Here is a 23,081-nt window from a genome sequence, read left to right on the forward strand (position 1 = left end):
ACAGAACGCTGTAATGGCAGCGTTACGGCCGCGGAACGGGGTGCGGAGAGGATGACCTGCCCGCACCCCGTTCGCGCGGCAGAATGCTCGGAACGGATCGGATTTTTGATCGAGAGAAAGTTTTCGATCAAGGTCGGTCAGATCCGGGCACTATTTAAAGCAGGGGCGCTACGCGCGTAGAGCGGCCCCTTTCCCGAGGAGAGTGCGCCATCGACGCGTCCAGCAGCCCTCCGCTCACCGCTCCGTCGACAGTCGCGGTCGAGCTCGCGGGCATTACCAAGCGATTCCCCGGTGTCGTGGCCAACCACGACATCCACCTCACGGTCCGCAAGGGCACCGTCCATGCCCTGGTCGGTGAGAACGGTGCCGGCAAGTCGACCCTGATGAAGATCCTCTACGGCATGCAGAAGCCGGACGAGGGCACCATCACGGTCGACGGTGAGCAGGTGAGCTTCTCCAGCCCCGGCGAGGCCATCGCCCGCGGCATCGGCATGGTCCACCAGCACTTCATGCTGGCCGACAACCTGACCGTGCTGGAGAACGTGGTGCTCGGCAGCGAGAAGCTGCACGGCATCGGCGGCGCCGCCCGCAGGAAGATCAAGGAGATCTCCGACCGCTACGGCCTGGGCATCCGCCCGGACGTGCTGGTCGAGGACCTCGGTGTGGCCGACCGTCAGCGTGTGGAGATCCTCAAGGTCCTCTTCCGCGGCGCCCGCACCCTGATCCTCGACGAGCCGACCGCGGTGCTCGTCCCGCAGGAGGTCGACGCACTCTTCGACAACCTGCGCGAGCTGAAGTCCGAGGGCCTGTCCGTCATCTTCATCTCCCACAAGCTGGGCGAGGTCCTCTCCGTCGCCGACGACATCACCGTCATCCGGCGCGGTACGACGGTCGGGACCGCGATCCCGTCCGAGACCACCCCGCGCCAGCTGGCCGAGCTGATGGTCGGCAGCGAGCTGCCCACCCCGGAGACCGCCGAGTCCACGGTCACCGACAAGGCCGTCCTCACGGTGAAGAACCTGACCGTCTACGCCAGCGGCGCCTCGCTCGGCGAGGTCGGCGCGCAGCCCGAGAGCGCGGCCCCCGGCTCGTCCGGTGCCACGGCGGGCGGCGACGTCCTCACCGAGGCCACCACCCCCGGCGCCGCCAAGCGCGTCCTCGACGACGTCTCCTTCACCATCCACGCCGGCGAGGTCATGGGCATCGCCGGTGTCGAGGGCAACGGCCAGACCGAGCTGATCGACGCGCTGATCGGCACCAAGCACGCCGACTCCGGCCAGGTCGTCTTCCTCGGCGAGGACATCACCCCCTGGGCCACCCGCAAGCGCCGCGAGTCCGGCTTCGGCTACATCCCCGAGGACCGCCACCGCCAGGGCCTGCTGCTGGAGGCCCCGCTCTGGGAGAACCGCATCCTCGGCCACGTCACCGAGAAGCCCAACGCCAAGGGCTTCTGGCTGAACCCCAAGGGCGCCCAGGCCGACACCCGCCGGATCGTCGAGGAGTACGACGTCCGCACCCCCGGCATCGACGTCACCGCGGCCTCCCTGTCCGGCGGCAACCAGCAGAAGCTGATCGTCGGCCGCGAGATGAGCCACGACCCGAAGTTCCTGATCGCCGCCCACCCGACCCGCGGTGTGGACGTCGGCGCCCAGGCGCAGATCTGGGACCGCATCCGCGAGGCCCGCCGCGAGGGCCTGGCCGTGCTGCTGATCTCCGCCGACCTGGACGAGCTGATCGGCCTGTCGGACACCCTGCGTGTGATCTACGACGGCCGGCTGGTCGCCGACGCCGACCCGGCCTCCATCACGCCGGAGGAGCTGGGCACGGCCATGACGGGTGCCGCGTCCGGTCACCTGGAGCACGAAGAGACCGCCCCCGAGGGCGACGACAACGCCGGTCCGGAGGACGAGGCCCGATGAAGAAGTTCGACAAGGAGCGGGTGCTCGTCGCGGTGGCCGGACCGGTCATCGCGCTCGTCCTGGCGATCGTGCTGACCTCCGTGGTCCTGCTCGCCTCGGGCAAGAACCCGATCGAGCCGTACATCCTGATGCTCCAGCAGCTGCCGTACTCGGACATCCAGGTGCTGATCATCAACCAGGCGTCGCTGTACTACATCGCCGCCATCGCGGTCGCCCTCGGCTTCCGCATGAACCTGTTCAACATCGGCGTCGACGGCCAGTACCGCCTCGCCGCGGTGATGACCGCCGTCGTCGGCGCGCACCTGGCCCTGCCCAGCTTCCTGCAGATCCCGGTGCTGCTGATCGTCGCCATGGCCACCGGCGCCTTCTGGGCCGGCATCGCCGGTGTCCTGAAGGTCACCCGGGGTGTCAGCGAGGTCGTCGCGACCATCATGCTGAACTCGATCGCCACCGCCGTCATCGGCTACATCACCCTCACCGACGTGTGGGGCGTGCAGGTCGGCGACAACGTGACGACCGGTGTCATGAAGAAGTCCGGCTGGTTCCCGGGCATCAACCTGGGCTCGGACGTCGGTGAGATCTACGGCCTGGTCTTCCTCGCCGTCCTCCTCGGCATCGGCTACTGGGTCACCCTCAACCGCACCCGCTTCGGCTTCGACCTGCGCGCCACCGGCGCCTCCGAGACCGCCGCCGCGGCCTCCGGCGTCGACGCCAAGCGCATGGTGCTGACCGCGATGCTGATCTCCGGCGCCATCTCCGGCCTCGCCGGTCTGCCGCTGCTGCTCGGCGACACCCACACCTACAGCCTGAGCTTCCCGGCCGGCCTCGGCTTCACCGCCATCGGCATCGCCCTGCTCGGCCGCAACAACCCGGGCGGCATCGCACTCGCCGCCCTGCTGTGGGCCTTCCTCGACAAGGCCTCGCCCGCCCTCGACTACGCGACCCCCGTGGCGTACGACAAGGAAATCGCGACGATCATGCAGGGCCTGATCGTCTTCGCGGTCGTCATCTCGTACGCGGCCGTCCAGCAGTGGGCTCTGCGCCGCCAGCAGCGCCGGGTCGGCGCCGAGCTGGCCGCGGCCGCCGCCCAGAACACCAACAAGGAGGTGGCTGCCTGATGTCCACCGCGACCATCGCCAAGCCGCAGGCCAAGCAGCCCCGCAAGGGCGGCCGCCGTATGTCGCTCCCGGTACTCCTGCTGGTCGTCGCAGGCGTCCTGGTGCTCACCTCGATCGTCCGCATCATCACCGGCGCGGACGGCATCACCTCGGTCGGGCAGATGTCCACCGCCCTGCAGCTCGCGGTGCCGATCGGCCTCGCGGGCCTGGGCGGCCTGTGGGCCGAGCGCGCGGGCGTCGTCAACATCGGCCTCGAAGGCATGATGATCCTCGGCACCTGGTTCGGTGCCTGGGCCGGCTACCAGTGGGGCCCGTGGACCGGTGTCGTCTTCGGCATCATCGGCGGCGCGCTCGGCGCCGTCCTGCACGCCATCGCCACGGTCACCTTCAACGTCAACCACATCGTCTCCGGTGTGGCGCTGAACATCCTGGCCCTCGGCGTGACCCGCTACCTGTCGAAGTTCACCTTCGCCAACGCCCCGCAGGGCTCCACCAAGCAGTCCCCGCCGATCGACTCCCTCGGCGAGTTCAGCATCCCGGGCCTGTCGGACTGGCTGAACACGCTCAACGAGAAGCACTGGTTCCTGGTCTCGGACATCGCGGGCCTGCTCGGCGGCCTGGTCACCGACCTGTCGCCGCTGACCGTCATCGCGGTCGCCATGATCCCGGCCACCTGGTGGGTGCTGTGGCGCACCTCCTTCGGCCTGCGCCTGCGCTCCTGCGGCGAGAACCCGGTGGCGGCCGAGTCCCTCGGCGTCAACGTGTACAAGTACAAGTACATCGCCGTGATCATCTCCGGCGGCTTCGCCGGCCTCGGCGGCGCGTTCCTGTCCATCGTCGCCTCGAACGTGTACCTCGACGGCCAGACGGCCGGCCGCGGCTACATCGGTCTCGCCGCGATGATCTTCGGCAACTGGATGCCGGGCGGCCTCGCCCTCGGCGCCGGCCTGTTCGGCTACACCGACAGCCTCAACCTGCGCGGCGGCACGGTGAACGTCCACGCGCTGATCCTGCTGCTGGCGATCCTGCTGGTGTTCGGCGCCGCCTACCAGGCGTGGAAGAAGAAGTACGTCCCCGCCGTCATCACGGTCGTCATCGCGGCCCTGATGTTCGTCTGGTACGCCTCCACCAACGAGGTCCCGCGCCAGCTCGTGACGGCGACCCCGTACATCGTCACGCTGCTCGTCCTGTCGCTGTCCGCGCAGAAGCTGCGCATGCCGAAGGCGGACGGCCTGCCGTACCGGAAGGGACAGGGCAAGTGACCGGCCCCGTCGCCGCATTCGACTGGGAGGCCCTGCGGGCCGAGGCGCGGGAGGCCATGTCCCACGCCTACGCCCCCTACTCGGGCTTCCCGGTCGGCGCGGCGGCCCGGGCGGACGACGGGCGCACGGTCACCGGCTGCAACGTCGAGAACGCCTCCTACGGCCTCGGCCTGTGCGCCGAGTGCGGTCTGGTCTCGCAGCTGCAGCGCACCGGCGGCGGCCGCCTGACGCACTTCACCTGCGTGGACGGCACGGGCGGCCTGCTCGTCCCGTGCGGCCGCTGCCGCCAGCTGCTCTACGAGTTCGGCGGCCCCGACCTCCTCCTCGACACCCCCGCGGGCATCCTCCCGCTCTCCGAGATGCTGCCCCAGGCCTTCGGCCCGGACCATCTCACCAGGTAACTCCCGTACGGCCCCCCTGACCTGCGCAGGGGGGCCGTGCACTTCGCACCTCCCGGAAGGAAGCCATCAGCCATGGCCATGGACGCCATCTCCGTCATCCGCACCAAGCGGGACCGCGGTGAGCTGACCGACGCGCAGATCGACTGGGTCATCGACGCGTACACCCGCGGCGAGGTCGCCGACTACCAGATGGCCGCGCTCAACATGGCGATCCTGCTCAACGGCATGAACCGCCGCGAGATCGCCCGCTGGACCGCGGCCATGATCGCCTCCGGCGAGCGCATGGAGTTCTCCTCGCTGTCGCGTCCGACGGCGGACAAGCACTCCACGGGCGGCGTCGGCGACAAGATCACCCTCCCGCTCGCGCCCCTCGTGGCGGCCTGCGGTGCCGCCGTCCCGCAGCTGTCCGGCCGCGGCCTCGGCCACACCGGCGGCACCCTGGACAAGCTGGAGTCGATCCCCGGCTGGCGTGCCCTGCTCTCCAACGAGGAGATGCTGCACGTCCTGGACACCACGGGCGCGGTGATCTGCGCGGCGGGCGACGGCCTGGCCCCCGCCGACAAGAAGCTGTACGCCCTGCGGGACGTCACCGGCACGGTCGAGGCGATCCCCCTGATCGCGTCCTCGATCATGTCGAAGAAGATCGCCGAGGGCACCGGCTCCCTGGTCCTGGACGTGAAGGTCGGCTCGGGCGCCTTCATGAAGACGATCGAGGACGCGCGCGAGCTGGCGTCCACGATGGTCGGCCTCGGCACCGACCACGGCGTGAAGACGGTCGCCCTCCTGACGGACATGTCCACCCCGCTCGGCCTCACGGCGGGCAACGCCCTGGAGGTCCGCGAGTCGGTCGAGGTCCTGGCGGGCGGCGGCCCGGCGGACGTCGTGGAGCTGACGGTCGCCCTGGCCCGCGAAATGCTGGACGCGGCCGGCGTGAAGGACGCGGACCCGGCGAAGGCCCTGGCCGACGGCTCGGCCATGGACGTCTGGCGCCGCATGATCGCGGCCCAGGGCGGCGACCCGGACGCCGAGCTGCCCACGTCGCGCGAGCAGCACGTCATCAAGGCGCCGTCCTCCGGAGTCCTCACCCGCCTGGACGCCTACGACATCGGCGTCGGCGCCTGGCGCCTGGGCGCGGGCCGCGCCCGCAAGGAGGACCCGGTGCAGGCGGCGGCGGGCATCGAGATGCACGCCAAGCCGGGCGACACGGTGACCGAGGGCCAGCCCCTGCTGACCCTGCACACGGACACCCCCGAGCGCTTCGGGTACGCGCTGGAGGCGGTGGAGGGCTCGTACGAGATCGCGGCGGCGGGGACCGACTTCAAGGCGTCGCCCGTCGTGCTGGAACGTATCGCCTGACCAGGGGATTTCCCGTTCGGGTGAAGGGGATCGGTGGACCTGCACCGGTCCCCTTCGGCATGCTGGGATCGGTGACGCACCGATTGGAGACCGCCAGTGCGACACGAAGTCGCTCCACCCAAGTGGATGACCCGCAGGAGGAAAGAAGGTCATGAGCAGGTCATCCCGGACCAGTGTCCAAGGTCCGTCCCCACTTCCGCATGCGTCGCTGGCAACGGCGGGGTGTGAAGCCGGAAGCACAAGCCCAGGAGCGGCACGGCCATCGGGCCGCAACAGGCGAGGGGAAGGCCGGACGGGTTAATGCGAATGAACCCTCGATGAAGTCTCGTAACTCTGATACCGCGTCGATGGCGCGCAGTCGGCGGTAGCAGGCCCTGGCGCGGAGGAGCGCATGACGACCCCTGAGGATTGGCGCCGGAGGGGGAGGACACCGTCGGGCCCGGGATTAAGAGGGAACCCACCCCGGCCGCATCTTGTGGGAGCGGAACGTGGAAACCCCGTTGGAGTCCGAGAGCGATCCCGGTAAGCCGGAGGTAACAAAGGCCCAAGCCTCCAGCGGGACAGGATGATCCGAGAAGCGAACGCCGATGGGGCGAAAGCCCAGAGGAAAGGGGCGCGGGTTCCTCTACCGCGTCACATAACTCGTCGGATACGGGGTCGTTACCCCGGCCCGAAAGGGAGCCCACGCGGATCAGGTAGGCCCGTGAAGAAGAACTGCGAAGAACCCCGAACCGAAGGACAAGTTGGATGCCGAAGGCAGGTGTGGCAGCGACGCATGTGGCGGCGATGCCTCCCACGACGGCGAACGGACCGGAGGACTACGCCCAAGCCTGGCACAGCATCGACTGGGCCAAGGCGGAAGCGTCGGTACGGCGACTGAGACAGCGCATCTTCACAGCCACGCAGGAAGGGGACCTGAAGAAGGTCCGGAACTGAGAAGCTCATGCTGCGGTCCCACTCGAACACGCTCGTGAGCGTGAAGCGGGTGACGCAGCAGAGCACAGGCCGTCGGACGGCCGGGATCGACCAGGAACGCGCGCTCACTCCGATCGCGAGAGGGCGGCTGGCCGCTGAGATCACAGCGGAACGCTCGCCTGGAAAGCCCCTGCCCGTCCGGCGCGTGTACATTCCCAAAGCCAACGGAAAGCGCACTCACCGTCGACCACTCGACGGCCAGCGGCCAAGAGTGGGACGGCCTCGTCCGGATCTGGGAGGAGACGGACGCCCCCGAGGGCTGCAAGGTGGAGATCATCGAGGGGATCGTCACCGTGGCACCACCACCGTCCAACGACCACAAGGACATTGCCGACCTCGTGCAGCGCAGCCTGTACGAGGTGATCCCCAAGAAATTGGGGCATCTACCAGACGCTTGGCACGGCCGTACCGTCCCGTGACGGGCTCTACATCCCGGACATCGCCGTAGCGCCGAGGGAGGTGCTGCGCGCCCAGAAGAGCAACTACATCTCCGCAGCTGCGGCCGAACTCGTTGTGGAGATCACTTCCAGGTCGAACGCGAGCAATGACCGGATCAAGAAGGCTGCAGGTTATGCCCAGGCCGGAGTTCCGCTCTATCTCCTGATCGACACCTGGGCTCCCGGAGGACCTACGGTCACGCTCCACGGCGAACCCCAAGGTGATGTGTACCGCGTCCTGCGTGCAGGCAAGTTCGGCGTCGCCGTCTCCTTGCCGAAGCCCTTCGAACTCGACCTCGACACCGGCGAGTTCCCCGTCGGCTGACCCTCACCCCAGCACTGCCGCCACCCCCACCAGCACCGGCACCGACACCACCGTCGACAACAGGACCGACTCCCGGGCCAGGGCCTCGGCCACCCGGTAACGGCTCGCGTAGGTGAACAGGTTCTGCGCGGCCGGCAGGGCCGACGTCACCACCACGTCCAGCAGCGGCGCTCCGTGCAGGCCGAAGACCCCCCTCGCCAGCACCCATGCCACCAGCGGTTGCCCCACCGACTTCAACGCCACCGACAGCAGGACCAGCGGGCGATCCCGGCCCCGGCCCGGGGCCGCGCTGCCGTGCAGCGACATGCCGAAGGCCAGCAGAGCCGCCGGGACCGACATGTTGCCGATCAGGGTCAGGGGGTCCATCACCGGGTGGGGGACCTTCCAGCCCGCCGCCGCGACCACGACTCCGGACAGGGAGCCGACCGCGATCGGGTTGCGCAGCGGGGTCAGCAGACGCTGCCACACCGGGCCCTTCCCGCCCTTCCCGGACAGGTCCAGGACCGTGAGCGCCACGGGGGTGACCAGGACGACCTGGAAGAGCAGCACCGGGGCCACCAGGGAGGCGTCGCCCAGGACGTAGGCGGCGATCGGGATGCCGAGGTTGCCCGAGTTGACGTAACCGGAGCACAGGGCGCCGATCGTGGTGCGTCCCACGCCCCAGTGCCGCAGCGCGCCGGCCGCCACGAAGACGCCGCAGACCGCGGCCGTGCTCAGGGCCGTCACCAGCAGGCGGCCGGAGAACAGCACCGCGAGGTCGGCCTTGGCCAGGGTGGTGAAGAGCAGCGCCGGACCCGCCACGGTGAACGCCAGCCCGGTCAGCACCTCGCGGCCCTGGTCGCCGAGCGACCCGCGCCGCCCGAGCACATAGCCCACCCCGATGACGACCGCGATCACCGCGAACCCGCTCAGCACCCCCTGCACACGCCCTACCCTCCGGCCGAGCGGGAGACCGGGTCAATGTGATCTTCGCCCAGGGGGGGGCGGTCCGCCGCGATGAGTTACCGCTGCCCCGGGGGTCTACAGCACGTGGACGCCAAGACACCCGCCGTACTCATGCTCACCGGACCCGTCACCCGCGACGAGGTGCCGGGTCTGTGCGACGAGGTGCGGGCACTGCTGGAGACCGGCGGCGCCGGTGTCGTCGTGTGCGACGTGGCCGGGCTCGGTCCTCCCGGACTCGGGACCGTCGACCTGCTGGCGCGGCTGCAACTGGCCGCCCGCCGGGCCGGCGGGCGGATACGGCTGCGCGACCCCGATCCCGCGCTACACGTCCTCCTCGACCTGGTCGGGCTCCGCTTCGAGGTGGAGGGGCAGGTCGAACAGGGGGAACCAGCGCTGGGTGTCGAGGAAGCAGTGGAATCCGGTGATCCGGCCGTCTGAGATCTCCAGGATCTGCACGGCCCACGGGCTGAAGCCGCCCTTGTCCTCGTCCGGCTTGTAGTGCGCGAAGCCCGGCAGGCCGTTGGCCCGGACCGGCAGCAGCCGCGAGCCCGCGCAGGAGGCGCCGAGCGTGGTCATGAAGCCGGTGATGTCGGCGGTGCCGCGCAGCCACAGGTCGAACGGCGGCATCGTCATGATGGCGTCCTCGTGCAGGAGCGCCGTCAGAGCCGTCATGTCGTACCCCTCGAAGGCCTTGACGTAGCGCTCCAGGAGTTTCAGCTGCTCCTCGTCCAGCGGGTCCGACACCGCGCCCTCGGCGCCCGCGTCCCCGCGCTCGGCGAGCGTCGCCCTGGCCCGCTGCAGCGCGCTGTTGACCGAGGCGACCGTGGTGTCCAGCAGCTCGGCGACCTCGCTCGCCCGCCACGCCAGCACCTCGCGCAGGATCAGCACCGCCCGCTGCTTGGGCGGCAGTTGCTGGAGCGCCGCCATGAACGCCAGCCGGACCGACTCCTTGGCGACGGCGGCCTCCGCCGGGTCCGCCACGCTCGGCAGCACGCGCGCGTCCGGCATCGGCTCCAGCCAGGTGCTGTCGGGGCGGGGGGCCAGCGCCGCCTGCGCCAGCGGGGTCGACTCGCTCAGGTCCATGGGCCGGGCGCGCTTGTTGCCCGCCGACAGCATGTCCAGGCACACGTTCGTCGCGATCCGGTACAGCCACGAGCGCAGGCTGGAGCGGCCCTCGAACTTGTCGTAGCTCCGCCAGGCCCGCACCAGGGTGTCCTGCACCGCGTCCTCGGCCTCGAACGAGGAGCCGAGCATGCGGTAGCAGTACCCGGTCAGCTCGGTCCGGTGCTTCTCCAGTGCGACGTCGAGATCCACCGTCGCCGTGCTGTCGCCCATCGTCCACCCACCCCTGTGGCCGTTTCGTCCGCGCGTCTTCGCGCCCCAGCACTCCGGAAGCTACCGCAGCCCACTGACAATGGCTCCCGGAGCGCGAAAGAGCCCAGCTCGGCCCGGCTCAGACCAGTTGCTTCACGGACATGAGCAGATGCCGGTGCCCGACGCCCGCCCCGGGCGCGCCCAGCAGCACCCGCTGCCCCGCGCCCAGCAGCTCCAGCCGCAGCCCGGGCCCCTCGAAGGAGTTCAGCGCGTCCAGCAGATACGCCGGGTTGAAGGCCACGCAGGCCTCCTCGCAACCGTGCAGCACGGCCGGCAGCCGCTCGGCCGCCACGTCGTCCCCGAACCCGGCGCGCACCGCCACGGACCCCTCTTCGGCACGGAACTCCAGCCGCACCGGGCTGCTCGCCTCCGCCACCACCGCCACCCTGCGCACCGCCTCGGTCAGCGCCCCGCACCCCACCTCGGCGACCGCCGCCCCGGCCAGGTCGAACAGCCGGCCGTACCCCGGCAGCCGCCCCTCCAGCCGCCGCAGGACCGTCCGCGTCCGCCCGCCCTCCAGCCCGACCACGCCCCCGCCGGCCCCCGCCGACGGATCGATCCCGACGCCCACCGTCCCGCAGCCGGCCAGCGAGCGTGCCGCCTCCAGCAGCCGCCGCGCGGGCAGCAGCGCCTCCACCGCCCGGCCGGGGCCCTCGGCCCCGCCCGTCCCCGCCGCCGGTGTCCACCCGAGATGCCGCACGGCGTACCGGTACCGGTCGCACGCCGACAGGATCATCTCCTCGCCCTCGAACCGCAGCTGGACCCCGGTGAGCACCGGCAGCGTGTCGTCCCGGCCCGCCGCCACGGCCACCTGCCCGACGGCCGTCGCGAACGCGGCCGCGTCCACCGTGCCGTACACCGGGGGCGCCTGGGGAGGCGCCGGATACTCCTCGTGCGGCAGCGTCGACAGCCCGAACCGGGCGCCGCCCGCCTCCACCGTGAACCGGGAGCCCTCCAGCCGGCAGCTCACCGGCCCCTCCGGCAGCACCCGGCAGATGTCCAGCAGCCTGCGCCCGGGCACCAGCACCCGCCCCTCGGACACCGTCTCGGCGTCCGTCCCGACGCGCGCGGCCGTCTCGAAGTCGAACCCCGACACCGTCAGCCACCCCGCCCCGGCCGTCAGCGACAGGCCGCCCAGCACCGGCACGGGTGTCCGCGCCGGCAGCGCCCGGGCCGCCCGTGCCACCGCCTCGCCGAGATCCGCCCGTGCGATCCGGAACTCCATACGACAATCCCCCTGCTCATCCGTCCAGTCGACCCGCGGAGGCTATCCGCGGCCGCTGACAAAGGCCGGTGAGCAGGGGGACGGCGGGGAGTGAGGGTCAGTGCGCCGCCACCGGGGTGCTTCGGGCCGCCACCCGGGCCGCCCGGGATCCGGCGACGGTGATCGTGACGACGCCGAGGACCGCCAGGATGCCCACGGTGACCGTTCCGGCCCAGCCGCCCGCGTGGAAGGCCGCCGCGCCGACCGTGCTGCCGACGCTGGAGCCGATGTAGTACGCGGACTGGTAGAGGGCGGCGGCCTGGGCGCGGCCGTGGGTGGCCGCCTTGCCGACCGCCGAGGAGGCGACCGCGTGCCCGGCGAAGAAGCCCGCGGTGATCAGCACCAGGCCCAGCAGGACCAGCGGGAGGGAGGCGGCCAGGGTCAGCAGCAGGCCCGCCGCCGTGGTGCCGCCCGCCAGGTACAGCGCGCCCCGGCGGCCGAGCCGGCCCACCAGCCGGCCCGCCGTCGACGCGGACACCGTACCGACCAGGTACACCAGGAAGACCGAACCGACGATGCCCTGCGGGAGCGAGAACGGCGCCTCGGTCAGGCGGTAGCCGATCACCGTGTACACGCCGCCGAAGACCGTCATGAACAGCGCGCCGATCGCGTACAGGCGGCGCAGCAGCGGGTCGCCGAGGTGGTCGCGGACCGTGCCGAGCAGGACGCGCGGGCGCAGCGAGCCGGGCCTGAAGTGCCGCGGCGCAGGCAGCAGCAGGCGGAACGCCACCGCACAGGCCACCGCGATCACGCCGACCGAGGCGAGGGCGACCCGCCAGCCCCACTCCTGCGCGACCCAGCCGGTGATCAGCCGGCCGCTCATCCCGCCGACGCTGTTGCCCGCCACGAACAGCCCGATCGCCGTGACCAGCGCCTGCGGCCGGACCTCCTCGGCCAGGTAGGCCGTCGCCGACGCCGGGAGACCGGCCAGCGCCGCGCCCTGCACCGCGCGCAGCACCACCAGCACGCCGATCGACGGCGCGAAGGGCACCAGCAGGCCGACGCCCACCGCGACCGCCAGGGACGCCGTCATCACCGTACGGCGGCCGAAACGCTCCGACAGGGCGCTCATCGGCAGCACGAACAGCGCCAGACCACCGGTCGCGGCCGCCACCGTCCAGCTCGCCTCGCCCGCCGCGACCCCGAACTCCCCGGAGATCAGCGGCAGCAGAGCCTGGGTGGAGTAGAGGAGGGCGAAGGTCGCGACGCCGGCGAGGAAGAGGGCGAAGCTCATCCGGCGGTAGCCGGGGCCACCCGGCGTCAGGCGGGTGTCGGCATCGGGGAGCAGGGCGGGCGAGACGGCGTCCACGCTGGTGGACGCCCCGGTACTGGCGGGAGACATGCCTCGAAGCTACGTACGGCCTCGCTCATCCGTCCAATGCATGGAATCGCCATAATCGTTCCCATGGCGCATCAGCAAAGCTCACAGGCTCGACTGTCACCGTCCAGTGACACAGAAGACATGACTGAGATGTCGATGTTGCTGGCACCTCGCCTCGCGTACTTCGCCGGCGTGGCCCGCACCGAGCACGTCACCCGGGCCGCCCACGAGATGAGCGTCCCCCAGTCGACTCTTTCGCGCGCGATGGCCCGCCTGGAGCAGGACCTGGGCGTGGACCTGTTCGCGCGCCACGGCCGCACGGTCTCCCTGACCACCGCAGGGCGCACCTTCCTCGCCTCCGTCGAACGGGCCCTGGCCGAGGTCGAGCGCGCCGCCGAGGAGGTCCGTGCCGACGCCGACCCGGCCACCGGCAAGGTCGCCTTCGGCTTCCTGCACACCATGGGTGCGGAGACCGTACCGGGTCTCCTGCACGCCTTCCGCGCCGACCATCCGCGCGTCCGCTTCAGCCTGGTCCAGAACTACGGCGAGGCGATGCTGGAGCGGCTGCGCGCCGGAACGCTGGACCTCTGCCTCACCTCCCCGGTCCCGGACGCACCCGACCTCGTCGCCCGCCGTCTCGACGAGCAGAAGCTGCGGCTCGTCGTGCCGGCCGACCACCGCCTGGCCGCGCGCCGGCGCATCCGGCTGGCCGAGGCGTCCGACGAGACCTTCGTGACCCTGGAACCCGGCTACGGCCTGCGCCGCATCACCGACGACCTGTGCCGCGAGGCCGGCTTCAAGCCCCGCGTCGCCTTCGAGGGCGAGGAGGCCGAAACCCTGAGGGGGCTGGTCGCGGCCGGGCTGGGGGTCGCCCTGCTCCCTCCGCCGACGGTCCCGCGCCCGGGCGTGGTGGAGCTGACGGTCACGGCACCCAGGGCGGTCCGGGAGATCGGCGTCGCCTGGTTGGCGGACCGCCCGGACACCCCGCCCGTGGCCGCCTTCAAGAAGTTCCTGCTCTCACGCCGGGGAAGCCTGCTGCCCGCCTGACGGGACCCGGGCCCACCGGGTGAGCATGCCGACGGCCTCCGCACGGTCGGCGGGGGACAGTCCGGCGATCTCGGTGCTGTGGTTGGCGTCGGGGGCCCACAGGACGCGGGAATCGTGGGGACTCGCCCGGAAGGGTTCGGCGACCGAGGGGTCCTGGGCGCCGTTGACGAAGAGCATGCGGCTGCCGTGCCGGCGGACCCACCGGTCGATGTCCGGCATGGCGTCACGGTCGAAGCGCATCGGGATGTCCCGCGGGACGAACGTGCGGGGCTCGACGGCGTTCGGGTACCGCAGCAGGCCGGACAGGTGGTCGGTGGGGAAGCCGACGTACCCCAGCTGGGTGCCGAGTTGGTAGAAGTACGGGACGTAGTGCTGCAGGGCCGCGTCGGCGTACAGGGGCAGGCCGGTGATGTCGTCCAGCCACGCGTACAGCTCGTCCGTGCCGGCGTCCGGGCCGGGTACGGAGGCGACGTCCGCCGCGGTGTGGCGCTGCCAGAACATGAACGGGGCGCGCAGGACGGCGATTTCGAGGGCCTTGTCGGCGCTGCCGACGATACGGAACGCGGTGTTCGCGGAGGCGGCCCAGGCCTCGTAGCGGGCGGCCAGGTCCGCACGGCGCAGCAGGGCCTGCCGCTGCACGGTCCGCAGGGCCTCGCGGCACTCGGCGGTGCCCACGCTCTCCAGGAACCGCACGTACGCGCTGTTGTCGCGGTCGTCGACATTGTCCGGGGCGGAGTAGGCCACCGTGCCGTCCACGTCGTGGGGGTGGAAACGGCGGTGGTAGACGCTGGTCATGCCGCCCTTGCTGCTGCCGGTGGAGATCCATGCGCCCCGGTACAGCCCGCGGAAGAGGCGGACGACGCGGTGGTGGTCGTCGGCGGCCTGGCGGACCGTCAGCAGGGAGTAGTCGGGTGCCGCCGGGCGCGAGGTGCCGAAGAAGCGGTGCTCGACCTGGAGCTGGTTGCCGCCCAGCAGCACGGTGGGTTCGGCCCGCCGGGCGGTGAGCACGGCCTCGTAGCCCGTGCTGAACAGGACGGTGGGGCGGTCGAGGGAGGTGTGCAGCAGGGTGAGGCGCTGCTCGAAGGTCCCGGCCGCCGGATTCGTGTGGTCGGCCGGCTGGCGCAGGCCGAGGACGAAGAACCGGTACCCGGGCTCGGCGCCCGGGCGTTCCTCGATCACCCGCAGCCCGGGCAGGGCCCGCAGGGCCGTCAGGATGTCGTCGTCCTGGCGGCGGGCCCTGTTCCCGGCCGCGGCGGTCGCGGGGGCGGCCGTCGTGACGGCGAGGCCCGCCGTCATCGCCGCCGACGTCAGCAGACGCCGTCTCGTCCACGCGTGCATCGTGATTCCTCCTGGCCCACGGCCGCAGCGACGCACCGGACCCGGCGCGGCGCTGCGGTCCCCCGAATGGCTGACCTGTTCAGTACAGCCGCCGGGTGCCGCAGGAGGATCCCCCGCCCGGGGGGACAATCTCCCCCGGGCGAGGGAGACACGGCACATCCCGGGCACCCCGGGCACCGGGTCGTCCCGGGCCCTACCGCCGTAGCAACCGGTCGAAGCCGGCTGCCTGCGGCATTCGGAGGCCGAGCCCTACCGTCGCAGCGACCGGTCGAAGCCGGCTGCCGGCAGTATGTCGAAGCCGGCTGCCCGCGGTATGTCGAAGCCGGCTGCCCGCGGTGTTCGGGTTCCGGTGCCTACCGCCGCAGCGACCGGCCGAAGCCCGCTGCCAGCGGCATCCGGAGCCCGATCGGCGGCGGCGCGGCCAGCGCGTCCTCCAGCGGTCGGGACACCGGACACCCGAACAGCGCCCCCATCGCGAAGTCCACGGCGAGGGACATCACTTCGTCCCGGTGCTGGTGCAGTCCGTGGCCGTCGGAGTGCACCTCGAACCGGCACACGTCCCGGTTCGCCTTCTTCGCCCGCGTCGCCAGCCGGAACGACAGCTCGGGGTCGGTCCGTTCGTCGTTCGTGCCGTGCATGATCAGCACGCGCCGCCCCACCAGCTGCCTCACCGGCTCGACCGGCCCGGCCACGTCCTCCTCCGGCAGCCAGGGAGCGACCGCGACCACCGAGTTGACGGCCTCGTGCCCGCCTGCCCGCAGTGCGGCCCGCCCGCCCATGTCGAGCCCCACCAGACACACGGGAACGTCCCCGTAACGGCGCACCACCTCGTCGGCGGCCCACTCGGCGTCCCCGGCCAGGTGAGCCTCGCTGCCGTTCCAACCGCGGTAGCGGTACTGGACGGTGTGGACGGCCAGCCCCTCCTCGCGGCCCGCGCGGGCGAGGCGGCGGCCGAGGGGGCGGACGAAGCTGCTCGCCCGGACGAGGGACGGCCTGCGGGCGGAGACCTCCTCGCCGCCGGGGAGCAGCAGCACCGCCCCGCTCACCGACGTCGGCTCCGGGCCGACTGCCCTTCCGAGCCTGGCCGTTCGCACCGGTGTCGCTTGCTGTCCCATGACAGAACAGTGTCAGAAGGGCCGGTGTACGAAACCCGTCCCGGCGGTCACCGTTGCGTATCGGCGGAAAAGTGCCGTCGCGTCGGATGGCGTATCAGGGGTGCTCTACGCGCGTAGGCGCTAGAGTGCGGAAATGACGAGCCAGACTGCACCGACTGGGACCGTCCCGGCGGACGTGCCGACGCCGGACCAGATCCGCCGGGCGCCCAAGGTACTGCTGCACGATCATCTCGACGGCGGGCTCCGCCCCGGAACCGTCGTCGAACTCGCCCGCGAAACGGGCTACTCCCACCTCCCCGAGGCCGACCCCGACAAGCTGGGCATCTGGTTCAGCGAGGCTGCCGACTCCGGCTCGCTGGAACGCTATCTGGAGACCTTCTCGCACACCGTCGGCGTGATGCAGACCCGCGAGGCGCTGATCCGGGTCGCCCGGGAGTGCGCCGAGGACCTCGCCGAGGACGGCGTCGTCTACGCCGAGGTGCGGTACGCGCCCGAGCAGCACCTGGAGGACGGGCTGAGCCTCGAAGAGGTCGTCGAGGCGGTCAACGAGGGCTTCCGGCAGGGGGAGCGGCTCGCCCGCGAGAACGGCCACCGCATCCGGATCGGCGCCCTGCTGACCGCCATGCGGCACGCGGCGCGCGCCCTGGAGATCGCCGAACTCGCCAACCGGTACCGGGACCAGGGTGTGGTCGGCTTCGACATCGCCGGTGCCGAGGCCGGCTACCCGCCCACCCGGCACCTGGACGCCTTCGAGTACCTCAAGCGGGAGAACAACCACTTCACCATCCATGCCGGCGAGGCCTTCGGGCTGCCGTCCATCTGGCAGGCACTGCAGTGGTGCGGTGCCGACCGGCTCGGGCACGGCGTGCGGATCATCGACGACATCGAGGTCCGCGAGGACGGCTCGGTGAAGCTCGGCCGGCTGGCCTCCTACGTCCGGGACAAGCGGATCCCGCTGGAGATGTGCCCGAGCTCCAACCTGCAGACGGGGGCCGCCGCCTCCTACGCCGAGCACCCGATCGGGCTGCTGCGGCGGCTGCACTTCCGGGCGACGGTCAATACGGACAACAGGCTGATGTCGCACACCAGCATGAGCCAGGAATTCGAGCACCTCGTCGGCGCGTTCGGGTACACGCTCGACGATCTTCAATGGTTCTCGGTCAATGCGATGAAATCGGCGTTCATTCCTTTCGATGAACGGCTCGCTATGATCAATGACGTCATCAAGCCCGGATATGCAGAGCTGAAATCCGAATGGCTGTTCAAGTAAACCGCCTCCACCAGCGATTCTTCCGGCGTGCAGGGGTAGCGGCGGGTCGATGGTAGACGCGAAATGCGGACGGGCTTTCACAAGTCGTCCGCATTTCGGTGTTTGCGGCGGGTGGCTCGCCCTGTTTACGGTCGGGCACCGCTCGGATCGTTTTTGGTCCCCCCGTCTCCGTATTCAAGGACGCATTCACCATGAAGCAGTCTGCTGTCAAGACCCTCGGCGTCGCCGCCCTCGGTGCCGCCTTCGCCGCCGTCGGCGCGGGCGCCGCCAGCGCGGCCCCGGCCGCCCAGGACGCGACGCAGGCCCTGGGTGCCGTCGCCGGCACGCTGCCGGCCCAGAACGTCAGCCACGCGCTGCCGGGAGCCGGGCAGGCCCTCGCCCAGGGGCAGAGCACCGTCGGCGCCGGTACCGCCGCAGCCCGGACCGCCGTCCCGAAGGTCCCCGCCGACCGGCCGGGCACGCAGGTCTCCGGGCTGCTCGGCGGACTGCCGCTGCAGGACCTGCCCACGCGTGGTACGCCGGTGAACGCCGTCGCGCTCCACTGACGTCCGCGAAGCGCGGCACGCGAACGCCGCTGGGGCGCCCCCGGACCGGTCCGGGGGCGCCCCAGCGGCGTTCGCGCACGGTCTCACCAGGCGGTGGTCCGGGCCTTGTCCTCAGCCGGCAGCAGGATCCACAGCGCTATGTAGAGCAGGAACTGGGGGCCGGGCAGCAGGCAGGACAGCAGGAAGATCACCCGCATCGTCGTCGTGGAGGTGCCGAAGCGCCGTGCCAGCGCTGCGCACACTCCGCCGATCATGCGGCCGTGGGTGGGGCGGGCAAGGGCGGTCATGTCGGCTCCTTCGTGAGCTGCGGTCGAGGCGGCCCGTCCGGCTGCCTCGTCTGACATCCACGCTACGGAGACGAAGAGGGCAAAGCGTCGCTCTACGGTGCGATCCCGACCCTGGGAATCGTCGGGGTCCGACCCTGAGGGAGATCGTCCTGGACGGTGAGCGTCCCGGCCGCGCGGGGCTCGCACTCGACCCGGCGCCGCAGCCAGGCCCGGCCGGCGGGCACCACGGCCAGGTGCGCCAGCGCCACCCCCACGGTGTTCAGCAGCAGCGAGTCGACGTCCACGACCCTGCCCGGCACACCGGTCTGCAGCAGGGCGATCCCGAGGGAGATCAGGGCTCCCGCGGCCGCCGTACGGAACAGGGAGGCGAGCCGGGAGACGGCGAGCCGCCCGTTCGCCATCGGCAGCAGCACACCCAGCGGTGCGAGCAGGGCCAGCCCCTCGCCGAGCGGTCTGGCCGCCCCGGGCCAGCCCAGTGCCAGATCGGCGCGGATCCCGGCCAGCGGCCGCAGGTTGGCGGGCATCACCCAGGGCACGTCCAGGGGCCGCAGCATCAGCCAGGCGACGAGCGCGAGATGTGCGACAAGGAGGACACCCCCTGTCACACGGATGCGGTTCACGGCGCTGCCGCCGACGGAGCCTTGACGCTGCACGACCCCCTAGACGCACCCGTGTGCACGATCGGTTCCGCATCCGTCACGCGGATGCACATGAGGTGTCCGCCACACCGGCCCGGCACGGCCGCTCAGGCGGCCGTGACCTGGCTGGACGGCGGCTCGGTGCTGCCCGGCCGGTTGCGGACGTCGTCGGTGCACTCGTAACGGCGCAGCGGCTGGGTGCCCGGGCCGCCGAGGATCACCGAGCCGTCGCCCTCCGTCGCCGCCGAGTCGGACAGCGTGCACACGAGCTGGGCGAGGGCGTAGGGGGTGAGCCGGCCCGGGGCGCTGCTCAGCCGCAGCGCGTCCTCCGGGTCCTTCGGGCCCGGCCCGGCCACGCTCAGGCCGCCCGGCACGTACGTCGTGTAGCCCGCTCCGCGCTCGGCGGGCGACGGGGACGCGGCGAGCTGGTCCAGCAGGCCCTGCGCCACGATGACCCGGCGCCGCGCGTCCGGCGTGCCCACCGGCACCGGCACGGTCCGGTCGACGGCCGCCAGGGACGAGCTGCACAGCAGGAAGACCTGCACGGGCACCCCGTGCGCGGACTGCGCCGACGGGGCGGACCCGGTCAGCGAGCACGGCACCCGGGAGGGGGCCGCGCCGAAGTCCGTCGGCACCTCGGTGGACCGGATCCCGCACCCGGTGAGCAGCCCGGCGAGGAGGGGCAGGGCCAGCAGGCGCCGCACGGTCCGCGCGGTCCGCGCGGTCATGCCCCCTCCTTCCCGGAAGCCCCGGTCGCGCCGTCGTTGGCGCCCTCGTCGTTCTCCTCCGTCAGCCGTGAGGCGTCCCGCGGCAGCCGCAGCGTGAACACCGCGCCGCCCTCGGGGGAGTTGGCGGCGATGATCCCGCCGCCATGGATGTGGGCGTTCTCCATGGCGATGGACAGGCCCAGACCACTGCCCTCGGAGCGCGGCCGGGAGGCGCTGGCCTTGTAGAAGCGGTCGAAGACGTGCGGCAGGACGTCCTCGGGGATGCCCGGCCCGTGGTCGCGCACGGCGATGACCAGATCGTCGCCGTCTATGCGCACCGACACGCGCACCGGCGAGCCGCCGTGCTTGAGCGCGTTGCCGATCAGGTTGGCGAGGATCACGTCCAGGCGGCGCGGGTCGAGGCGGGCGTGGGTGCCGCGCTCGGCGTCCAGCTCGACGGCGTCCAGCCAGGCGCGGGCGTCGATGCAGGCGGTGATCTGGTCGGCGATGTCGACGTCGTCCAGAACCAGGCGGGCGGTGCCCGCGTCGAAGCGGGTGACCTCCATCAGGTTCTCGACCAGGGAATTCAGCCGCCGGGTCTCGCTGACCACCAGCCGTACGGCCGGCTCGATCATCGGGTCGATGCTCCCGGCGTCCGCGTCCAGCTCCTCCTCCAGCACCTCCGTGACGGCGGTGATGGCGGTCAGCGGGGTGCGCAGCTCGTGCGACATGTCGGCGACGAAGCGGCGCGAGGAATCGTCCCGGGCGGCCATGTCCGCGACCCGTTTCTCCAGCGCCTCGGCCGCGTTGTTGAACGTCCGTGACAGATCGGCGAGTTCATCGGTGCCCGACACCCTCAGGCGGGTGTCCAGCCTGCCCTCGCCGAGCCGCCGGGCGGCCACCCCGAGCCGGTGCACCGGCTTGAGCACGGTCGTGGCGGCGGCCTGCGCGAGCAGCGCCGAACCGATCAGCGCCAGGCCCGTGGCGATCCCCAGCGACCAGGCCAGCGAGTTGAGGTCCTTGGCCTCCGGCTCCAGCGACTTGGACATGTAGCCGGTCGGACCACCGCCGATCAGCCTCGTCCCGGCCACCAGATACGGCGTGCCGTGGTCGTCTACCCGCTGCCAGTACAGGTGGTACGGCGACTTGTTGCCGTCGGTCACCTTCTGCCGCTTGTTCACCGCGGCGCGCAGCGAGCCGGGCACGTCCTCCATCGAGAAGCCGTTGATGCCGCCCGAACTGCCGTACACCGGCTTGCCGTTCGTGTCCTCGGCGACCAGCAGCACGCTGAACCGCTGGCTGCTGGCGGCCATCTGGCCCGCCGCGTGCTGCAGTTCGTCCTGCGAGGGGTGCACGGGCAGCGCACCCGCCCGGTTCTGCATCTCCTGCTGGAAGTCGCGCAGCACCGCGTCCTGGGCGCGGGTGAGCACCGCCTCCCGGTTCAGCCAGTACGCGATGCCCGACGCCGACACCGCGGCGGTCAGCGCGACGAGACCGAAGACGACGACCAGCCGCAGCCTGAGGCTGGTGAACCGCAGCCGCGACAGACTTCCCCTGCGGCCCGCGGCCCAGCCGCGCAGCCCCCCTTGCGTATCGGTCACTGAGGAGTGTCCAGGCGGTAGCCGACACCACGGACGGTACGGATCAGGGTCGGGGACGAGGGCACGTCCTCCACCTTGGCGCGCAGCCGCTGTACGCACGCGTCCACCAGGCGCGAGTCGCCCAGGTAGTCGTGCTCCCACACCAGACGTAGCAGCTGCTGGCGCGACAGCGCCTGGCCGGGCCGCCGGCTCAGCTCCAGCAGCAGCCTCAGCTCGGTCGGCGTCAGCTGCAGGTCCTCGCCGTTCTTCGTCACGGTCATCGCCGACCGGTCGATGACGAGGCTGCCGAAGGTCGCCGAGTCGCTGGACTCGCGCTCCCCGCGCCGCAGCACGGCCCGGATCCGGGCGTCCAGCACCCGGCCCTGCACCGGCTTGACGACGTAGTCGTCGGCCCCGGACTCCAGTCCGACCACCACGTCGATGTCGTCGTTGCGGGCGGTCAGCAGGATGATCGGCAGCTGGTCGGTGCGCCGGATGCGCCGGCACACCTCGAACCCGTCGATGCCGGGCAGCATCACGTCCAGCACGATCAGATCCGGCCGCTGCTCGCGCAGCAGCTTCAGACCGTCCTCACCGCTGGCAGCGGTTGCCACCCGGTGACCCTGGCGCGTCAGGGAGAGCTCCAGGGCCGTGCGGATGGCGTCGTCGTCCTCGATCAGCAACAGGGAAGGCACGGCCACATTCTGGCCCATGGACGCCCTCCCGTACGACCCGTGGTCGATCTGCGGTGTGTAGCGCCCCTCCCGCGCCCGGCGGCGCCACCCTCCGTGCCGGGCCCGTGACGACCCGGGCCGGACCCCTGTGACAGGTCTGTGACAGTCGGCAGACACGGCCATGAAGGTCGATCGGCAAGCTTTTCGGCATCGGCAAGGAACCACGCCGAGCCGACCGAGCACCGGAAGTCCACGACGGGGAGCGCGAGATGAACACGCTGCACAGCATCAGCACCAGCGCAGTGATCACGCGTCTGCACGACGTTCACCGGGGTTCCGAGAAGTCCGGCGCCGTGAGCGGGCGGGGGTGCGCTCGCGGCGCCGGGCGTCAGCACACCGGTTTCATGACGGTGGTTGACACGCACACGGGGGAGCCCGCGGTTCCGGCCGCCAGGGGTACGCACGGGGGAACCGCGTACAGGGAGGAGCCGGGGGAGCGCCGTTCGCTGACCGAGGCGGAGTTCACCGCCTACGTCCAGGAGCGCCGCGCCTCCCTGTACGCCACCGCCTACCACCTGACCGGCGACCGCTTCGAGGCCGAGGACCTGCTGCAGAGCGCGCTGTTCTCGACGTACAGGGCGTGGGAGCGGATCAGCGACAAGGCGGCGGTCGGCGGCTACCTGCGCCGCACCATGACCAACCTGCACATCAGCGCCTGGCGGCGCCGCAAGCTCAACGAGTACCCGACCGAGGAACTGCCGGAGACGCCCGGCGAGACGGACGCGATGCGCGGCACCGAGCTGCGCGCGGTCCTGTGGCAGGCGCTGGCGCGGTTGCCCGAACTCCAGCGCACCATGCTGGTCCTGCGCTACTACGAGGGCCGTACGGACCCGGAGATCGCGGAGATCCTCGACATCAGTGTCGGCACGGTGAAGTCCAGCATCTGGCGGTCGCTCCGCCGGCTGCGCGAGGACGAGGTCCTCAGCTTCGGCCGTGACGAGGAGAACGCCTTCGGCGAGCTGGTCGCCTGAAGGCAGGGGTCACCGGGGGGTGGCCCTGGGGGACACGGGGGAGCCTGGGGGACCACTGGGGGGTGGGCCCACAGGCGTCACGGGGGGAACGGGGGACACGGGGGAACACGGGGGAGGGTGAAGAACGGGGCTGGAGGGCCGGGGGGTCCGTC

Annotated in this window: 21 protein-coding genes and 2 pseudogenes; 12 read left to right on the top strand and 11 right to left on the bottom strand. The window is 71.5% G+C overall.

The genetic code is table 11. From position 1 onward, the window contains the following. Positions 1 to 209 precede the first annotated feature (209 nt). The 7 genes and pseudogenes from ACFZCP_RS00850 (at position 210) to ACFZCP_RS00880 (ending at position 7,793) form a co-directional block, all read left to right on the top strand. Positions 210 to 1,919 carry an ATP-binding cassette domain-containing protein gene (locus ACFZCP_RS00850; RefSeq protein WP_391423668.1) on the top strand — a complete coding sequence of 570 codons (1,710 nt, stop codon included), beginning with the start codon at positions 210 to 212 and terminating at the stop codon, positions 1,917 to 1,919. Next, positions 1,916 to 3,037, top strand: a complete 1,122-nt coding sequence (locus ACFZCP_RS00855; protein ID WP_391422858.1) for an ABC transporter permease — start codon at positions 1,916 to 1,918, stop codon at positions 3,035 to 3,037. The genes ACFZCP_RS00850 and ACFZCP_RS00855 overlap by 4 nt, the downstream gene beginning before the upstream one ends. Then, positions 3,037 to 4,299, top strand: coding sequence for an ABC transporter permease (locus ACFZCP_RS00860; RefSeq protein WP_362693739.1), 1,263 nt, complete (start codon positions 3,037 to 3,039; stop codon positions 4,297 to 4,299). The genes ACFZCP_RS00855 and ACFZCP_RS00860 overlap by 1 nt, the downstream gene beginning before the upstream one ends. Next, positions 4,296 to 4,700 carry a cytidine deaminase gene (locus ACFZCP_RS00865; RefSeq protein WP_362693736.1) on the top strand — a complete coding sequence of 135 codons (405 nt, stop codon included), beginning with the start codon at positions 4,296 to 4,298 and terminating at the stop codon, positions 4,698 to 4,700. The genes ACFZCP_RS00860 and ACFZCP_RS00865 overlap by 4 nt, the downstream gene beginning before the upstream one ends. Before the next feature lie 72 nt (positions 4,701 to 4,772). Beyond that, positions 4,773 to 6,056, top strand: a complete 1,284-nt coding sequence (locus ACFZCP_RS00870) for a thymidine phosphorylase (RefSeq protein WP_391422861.1) — start codon at positions 4,773 to 4,775, stop codon at positions 6,054 to 6,056. Positions 6,057 to 6,803: 747 nt separating this feature from the next. Further along, positions 6,804 to 7,224: pseudogene (locus tag ACFZCP_RS00875) on the top strand (reverse transcriptase N-terminal domain-containing protein); the annotation flags it as partial. Beyond that, positions 7,151 to 7,793 (top strand): annotated as a pseudogene (locus ACFZCP_RS00880) (Uma2 family endonuclease). The pseudogenes ACFZCP_RS00875 and ACFZCP_RS00880, both read left to right, overlap by 74 nt. Before the next feature lie 3 nt (positions 7,794 to 7,796). Here ACFZCP_RS00880 and ACFZCP_RS00885 read toward each other — a convergent pair. Next, a complete protein-coding gene (locus ACFZCP_RS00885; RefSeq protein WP_391422863.1) occupies positions 7,797 to 8,717 on the bottom strand; it encodes an AEC family transporter in 921 nt (306 codons plus the stop codon). A gap of 72 nt (positions 8,718 to 8,789) precedes the next feature. On the opposite strand from ACFZCP_RS00885, the gene ACFZCP_RS00890 reads away from it, so the two are divergent. Continuing rightward, positions 8,790 to 9,176, top strand: coding sequence for an STAS domain-containing protein (locus tag ACFZCP_RS00890; RefSeq protein ID WP_362693724.1), 387 nt, complete (start codon positions 8,790 to 8,792; stop codon positions 9,174 to 9,176). Here ACFZCP_RS00890 and ACFZCP_RS00895 read toward each other — a convergent pair. From ACFZCP_RS00895 to ACFZCP_RS00905, 3 genes are all read right to left on the bottom strand, one after another. Beyond that, the gene (locus tag ACFZCP_RS00895; RefSeq protein WP_391422865.1) at positions 9,060 to 10,073 is read right to left on the bottom strand and encodes an RNA polymerase subunit sigma-70; all 1,014 of its coding nucleotides are present in this window, start codon (positions 10,071 to 10,073) and stop codon (positions 9,060 to 9,062) included. The two genes, ACFZCP_RS00890 and ACFZCP_RS00895, sit on opposite strands and share 117 nt — an antisense overlap. Before the next feature lie 118 nt (positions 10,074 to 10,191). Then, complete coding sequence (dnaN, locus tag ACFZCP_RS00900) at positions 10,192 to 11,337, bottom strand: DNA polymerase III subunit beta (protein WP_391422867.1); 1,146 nt, start codon at positions 11,335 to 11,337, stop codon at positions 10,192 to 10,194. 97 nt (positions 11,338 to 11,434) lie between these two features. Continuing rightward, positions 11,435 to 12,718 carry an MFS transporter gene (locus ACFZCP_RS00905; RefSeq protein ID WP_391422869.1) on the bottom strand — a complete coding sequence of 428 codons (1,284 nt, stop codon included), beginning with the start codon at positions 12,716 to 12,718 and terminating at the stop codon, positions 11,435 to 11,437. A 63-nt stretch (positions 12,719 to 12,781) separates the two neighbouring features. Between ACFZCP_RS00905 and ACFZCP_RS00910 the strand changes: the two genes are divergently transcribed. After that, positions 12,782 to 13,744, top strand: coding sequence for a LysR family transcriptional regulator (locus ACFZCP_RS00910; protein WP_362693712.1), 963 nt, complete (start codon positions 12,782 to 12,784; stop codon positions 13,742 to 13,744). Here the strand turns inward: ACFZCP_RS00910 and ACFZCP_RS00915 are convergent. Continuing rightward, entirely contained in the window at positions 13,715 to 15,082 is a 1,368-nt protein-coding gene (locus ACFZCP_RS00915) for a S28 family serine protease (RefSeq protein WP_391422872.1), read from the bottom strand. The genes ACFZCP_RS00910 and ACFZCP_RS00915 overlap by 30 nt on opposite strands. 353 nt (positions 15,083 to 15,435) lie before the next feature. Next, on the bottom strand, positions 15,436 to 16,197 hold the full coding sequence (locus ACFZCP_RS00920; RefSeq protein ID WP_362693706.1) for an alpha/beta hydrolase: 762 nt from the start codon (positions 16,195 to 16,197) through the stop codon (positions 15,436 to 15,438). A gap of 133 nt (positions 16,198 to 16,330) precedes the next feature. Between ACFZCP_RS00920 and ACFZCP_RS00925 the strand changes: the two genes are divergently transcribed. After that, positions 16,331 to 17,467, top strand: coding sequence for an adenosine deaminase (locus ACFZCP_RS00925; protein ID WP_391422874.1), 1,137 nt, complete (start codon positions 16,331 to 16,333; stop codon positions 17,465 to 17,467). Positions 17,468 to 17,658: 191 nt separating this feature from the next. Next, entirely contained in the window at positions 17,659 to 18,012 is a 354-nt protein-coding gene (locus tag ACFZCP_RS00930) for an ATP-binding protein (RefSeq protein ID WP_391422876.1), read from the top strand. 83 nt (positions 18,013 to 18,095) lie between these two features. On the opposite strand, the gene ACFZCP_RS00935 is transcribed toward ACFZCP_RS00930, so the two are convergent. The 5 genes from ACFZCP_RS00935 to afsQ1 all read right to left on the bottom strand — a co-directional run bounded on the left by ACFZCP_RS00935 (position 18,096) and on the right by afsQ1 (position 21,919). Further along, a complete protein-coding gene (locus tag ACFZCP_RS00935; RefSeq protein WP_391422877.1) occupies positions 18,096 to 18,299 on the bottom strand; it encodes a PspC domain-containing protein in 204 nt (67 codons plus the stop codon). A gap of 92 nt (positions 18,300 to 18,391) precedes the next feature. Continuing rightward, entirely contained in the window at positions 18,392 to 18,952 is a 561-nt protein-coding gene (locus tag ACFZCP_RS00940; RefSeq protein ID WP_391422879.1) for a VanZ family protein, read from the bottom strand. A gap of 92 nt (positions 18,953 to 19,044) precedes the next feature. After that, positions 19,045 to 19,665, bottom strand: coding sequence for a hypothetical protein (locus tag ACFZCP_RS00945; RefSeq protein ID WP_391422880.1), 621 nt, complete (start codon positions 19,663 to 19,665; stop codon positions 19,045 to 19,047). After that, complete coding sequence (locus ACFZCP_RS00950; RefSeq protein WP_391422882.1) at positions 19,662 to 21,245, bottom strand: ATP-binding protein; 1,584 nt, start codon at positions 21,243 to 21,245, stop codon at positions 19,662 to 19,664. Before ACFZCP_RS00950 ends, ACFZCP_RS00945 begins: the two co-directional genes overlap by 4 nt. Next, positions 21,242 to 21,919: a two-component system response regulator AfsQ1 gene (gene afsQ1, locus ACFZCP_RS00955; RefSeq protein WP_159050378.1), complete on the bottom strand. Its 678-nt coding sequence runs from the start codon at positions 21,917 to 21,919 to the stop codon at positions 21,242 to 21,244. The genes ACFZCP_RS00950 and afsQ1 overlap by 4 nt, the downstream gene beginning before the upstream one ends. A 248-nt stretch (positions 21,920 to 22,167) precedes the next feature. Here afsQ1 and ACFZCP_RS00960 point away from each other — a divergent pair, with 248 nt between their 5' ends. Further along, positions 22,168 to 22,929, top strand: coding sequence for a SigE family RNA polymerase sigma factor (locus ACFZCP_RS00960; protein WP_362688538.1), 762 nt, complete (start codon positions 22,168 to 22,170; stop codon positions 22,927 to 22,929). The last annotated feature ends 152 nt before the right edge of the window (positions 22,930 to 23,081 follow it).

This window comes from Streptomyces sp. NPDC007971 (assembly GCF_042958635.1).
Taxonomy (GTDB): domain Bacteria; phylum Actinomycetota; class Actinomycetes; order Streptomycetales; family Streptomycetaceae; genus Streptomyces.

Bases quoted from the DNA above. Each gene is read 5' to 3' on its own strand.
- ACFZCP_RS00860 (WP_362693739.1), top strand. From the start codon at position 3,037: ATGTCCACCGCGACCATCGCCAAGCCGCAGGCCAAGCAGCCCCGCAAG.
- ACFZCP_RS00910 (WP_362693712.1), top strand. From the start codon at position 12,782: ATGGCGCATCAGCAAAGCTCACAGGCTCGACTGTCACCGTCCAGTGAC.
- ACFZCP_RS00930 (WP_391422876.1), top strand. From the start codon at position 17,659: ATGAAGCAGTCTGCTGTCAAGACCCTCGGCGTCGCCGCCCTCGGTGCC.
- ACFZCP_RS00935 (WP_391422877.1), bottom strand. From the start codon at position 18,299: ATGACCGCCCTTGCCCGCCCCACCCACGGCCGCATGATCGGCGGAGTG.
- ACFZCP_RS00925 (WP_391422874.1), top strand. From the start codon at position 16,331: ATGACGAGCCAGACTGCACCGACTGGGACCGTCCCGGCGGACGTGCCG.
- dnaN (WP_391422867.1), bottom strand. From the start codon at position 11,337: ATGGAGTTCCGGATCGCACGGGCGGATCTCGGCGAGGCGGTGGCACGG.
- ACFZCP_RS00890 (WP_362693724.1), top strand. From the start codon at position 8,790: ATGAGTTACCGCTGCCCCGGGGGTCTACAGCACGTGGACGCCAAGACA.
- ACFZCP_RS00895 (WP_391422865.1), bottom strand. From the start codon at position 10,073: ATGGGCGACAGCACGGCGACGGTGGATCTCGACGTCGCACTGGAGAAG.
- ACFZCP_RS00920 (WP_362693706.1), bottom strand. From the start codon at position 16,197: ATGGGACAGCAAGCGACACCGGTGCGAACGGCCAGGCTCGGAAGGGCA.
- ACFZCP_RS00905 (WP_391422869.1), bottom strand. From the start codon at position 12,718: ATGTCTCCCGCCAGTACCGGGGCGTCCACCAGCGTGGACGCCGTCTCG.
- ACFZCP_RS00915 (WP_391422872.1), bottom strand. From the start codon at position 15,082: ATGCACGCGTGGACGAGACGGCGTCTGCTGACGTCGGCGGCGATGACG.
- ACFZCP_RS00945 (WP_391422880.1), bottom strand. From the start codon at position 19,665: ATGACCGCGCGGACCGCGCGGACCGTGCGGCGCCTGCTGGCCCTGCCC.
- ACFZCP_RS00960 (WP_362688538.1), top strand. From the start codon at position 22,168: ATGAACACGCTGCACAGCATCAGCACCAGCGCAGTGATCACGCGTCTG.
- ACFZCP_RS00870 (WP_391422861.1), top strand. From the start codon at position 4,773: ATGGCCATGGACGCCATCTCCGTCATCCGCACCAAGCGGGACCGCGGT.
- ACFZCP_RS00855 (WP_391422858.1), top strand. From the start codon at position 1,916: ATGAAGAAGTTCGACAAGGAGCGGGTGCTCGTCGCGGTGGCCGGACCG.